Genomic DNA, 2,466 nt, shown 5'->3' on the forward strand with positions numbered 1-2,466 from the left:
AGGCAAAAGATTAAAAACAAAATCCCAGGGATTCCATCCCTGGACCCGGCCAGGGAGGTGCCCTCCCTGGACCCGCAATAGTTTTGGGTGGTGAATAGTTACTTATTTGGTCTGATATTTGGGAATCAACGCGCATGAAATTGACCTATCGTTGGTTGTTGGAACATATAGAAAGCTCCCTTTCAGCGCAAGCCATAGGCGAGCGTCTGACCATGGCCGGTTTGGAGTTGGAGGGGCTGACCGATTTGCGCCAGGGTTTGGAGAAGGTGCAAACCGGTACACTTTTGGAGGTGGCAGCCCATCCCAATGCCGATCGTCTCACTTTGTGTCAGGTACAGGTTGGAGCGGAACGGTTAACCATTGTCTGTGGTGCCACCAACCATCGCCAGGGTGACAAAGTGGCCGTGGCGCGCGAAGGAGCGCAGTTGGCCAATGGTATGACCATCCGTATCAGCCAGGTACGTGGACAGCGCTCCGAGGGTATGCTTTGTTCGCGTGCCGAGTTGGGGTTGAGCGGTAATGCCGATGGGATTCTCATTCTGCCCCCGGATACTGTCGATGGTCTGCCGTTGTCGGCAGTGCTGGGACGCGATGACCATCTGTTTGAATTGAGTTTGACCCCCAATCGTGGCGATTGTTTAGGAGTACGTGGTATCGCTCGTGAACTGGGTGCCTTGACCCAAACCGCACTCCGACCTCTCTCTCTGCCGATCTCTGCGTTGATGCACGATCCAGAACAGGTGCGCATCGAAGATACCCAAGGCTGTCCACGTTATGCGGGGCGCATCATCCGTGGCGTCAAGATTGCTCCTAGTCCTGAATGGTTGCGTCAGCGTTTGGAAACTGTAGGTCTACGCAGCATCAATAATATAGTGGATATTACCAATTATATTCTGCTTGATCTCAATCAACCGTTGCATGCCTTTGATCTGGCCAAAGTGCAGTTGCCCATTGTGGTACGGCGTGCTGTACCGGGTGAAAAAGTGCGTACCTTGGATGGTGTAGAGCGTATTCTGGATGAGGATATGACTGTGATTGCCGATGGCCAACGGGTTTTGGCGTTGGCCGGCATCATGGGTGGGGAAGAGAGCGCAGTGAGCGAATCAACAGAGGATATTTTTCTGGAAGCTGCCTATTTTGCACCCATTCCCATTGCCCGTACCGGTCGTCGTCTGGGTCTGCAAAGTGATTCCCGCTACCGTTTTGAGCGGGGTATCGATCCAGAAGGGGTGGTGTTGGCCATGGAGCGGGCAACCGCATTGATTCTGGAACTGGCTGGAGGAACTGCAGAAACAATTTCCTGGGTGGATAGCGGCACCTGGTCGAAACCAGCTTTGGTGCATATGCGTCCGCAGCGCATAAATCAGTTGGGTGGTATTGATCTCAGCCCAGAGGCAATGCGCAGTATGCTGGAATATTTAGGCTGTCATTGGCTTGAGACAACAGGCCAACAGATGTGCTTTCAGCCGCCCAGCCATCGCCATGATCTGCGCCGGGAAGAGGATTTGTTGGAAGAGGTGATCCGTTTATATGGCTATGATCGGGTACAGGTCAGTCTGCCGCGTTTAGAGGTCAATGCACCGGAGATACTGCCATTGGATCAGACTCTGGCCAGCGTGCACCATTTTCTCGGTGGTCGTGGCTATTTGGAAGCGATTAATTATGCCTTTATCAGTGCGGAGTTGCAGCAGCAATTCAATCCAACATTACGCGGTATGGCGCTGCTCAATCCGATCTCTGCCGAACAGTCGGTCTTGCGTACCTGTTTGATTACCGGTTTGTTGGACAATGCTCGCCGCAATATCAGCCGGGGCAATGCTTCTTTACGCCTCTATGAATTGGGAGGTGTGTTTACTCCGCTCAGTGACCAGCAACTGCAGGAGTCACAGCGGTTGGCCGGTCTGTTGTCGGGTCCACTGTATGGACGCAATTGGCATACAACCGATCGTGAAGCCGATTTTTTTGATTTGAAAGGGGATGTGGAAGCGTTGTTACGCAGCATGGGATGGACCGATCTTCGTTTTGAGGAGGGAGGGCCAGCCTTTTTGCATCCGGGTCGCAAAGCAATCATTTTAGCAGCAGATGATCTGCATCTGGGTTGGCTGGGTTCGTTGCATCCTACCCTGCAGGCACAACGGGATTTGCCACAGAGCGTGCAGATTTTTGAACTGGACGAGGTGGCATTGACCCATGCCATGCATGCCACTGTTGCTACCGCTACCAGTAGCCGTTTTCCGGCGGTGGAGCGGGATTTTGCCTTTGTGGTCAAGCAGGATCTGCCCAGCAGCGCGCTGTTGGAGGCGATTCGCACGGTGGATGGCACCTTGATTCGTACCGTGGAGCTTTTTGATCTCTATACAGGAGTACATTTACCTGCTGATCGTAAAAGCTTGGCTGTGCGTGTGGTTTTGCAGGCCGCTGACCGTACTCTGACCGACCAAGAGGTACAAGGGGTTGCCGAGCGCA

The 2,466-nt window shown here is 53.3% G+C and carries 1 protein-coding gene; it reads left to right on the forward strand.

Annotated features, from left to right (window positions below; translation table 11 throughout):
• Nucleotides 1–134 precede the first annotated feature (134 nt).
• The coding region (gene pheT, locus EJP87_RS15380; protein WP_130472741.1) for a phenylalanine--tRNA ligase subunit beta at nucleotides 135–2,466 on the forward strand (2,332 nt) is incomplete at its 3' end.

The sequence above is a fragment of the Candidatus Magnetaquicoccus inordinatus genome, assembly GCF_004217665.1.
Taxonomy (GTDB): domain Bacteria; phylum Pseudomonadota; class Magnetococcia; order Magnetococcales; family Magnetaquicoccaceae; genus Magnetaquicoccus; species Magnetaquicoccus inordinatus.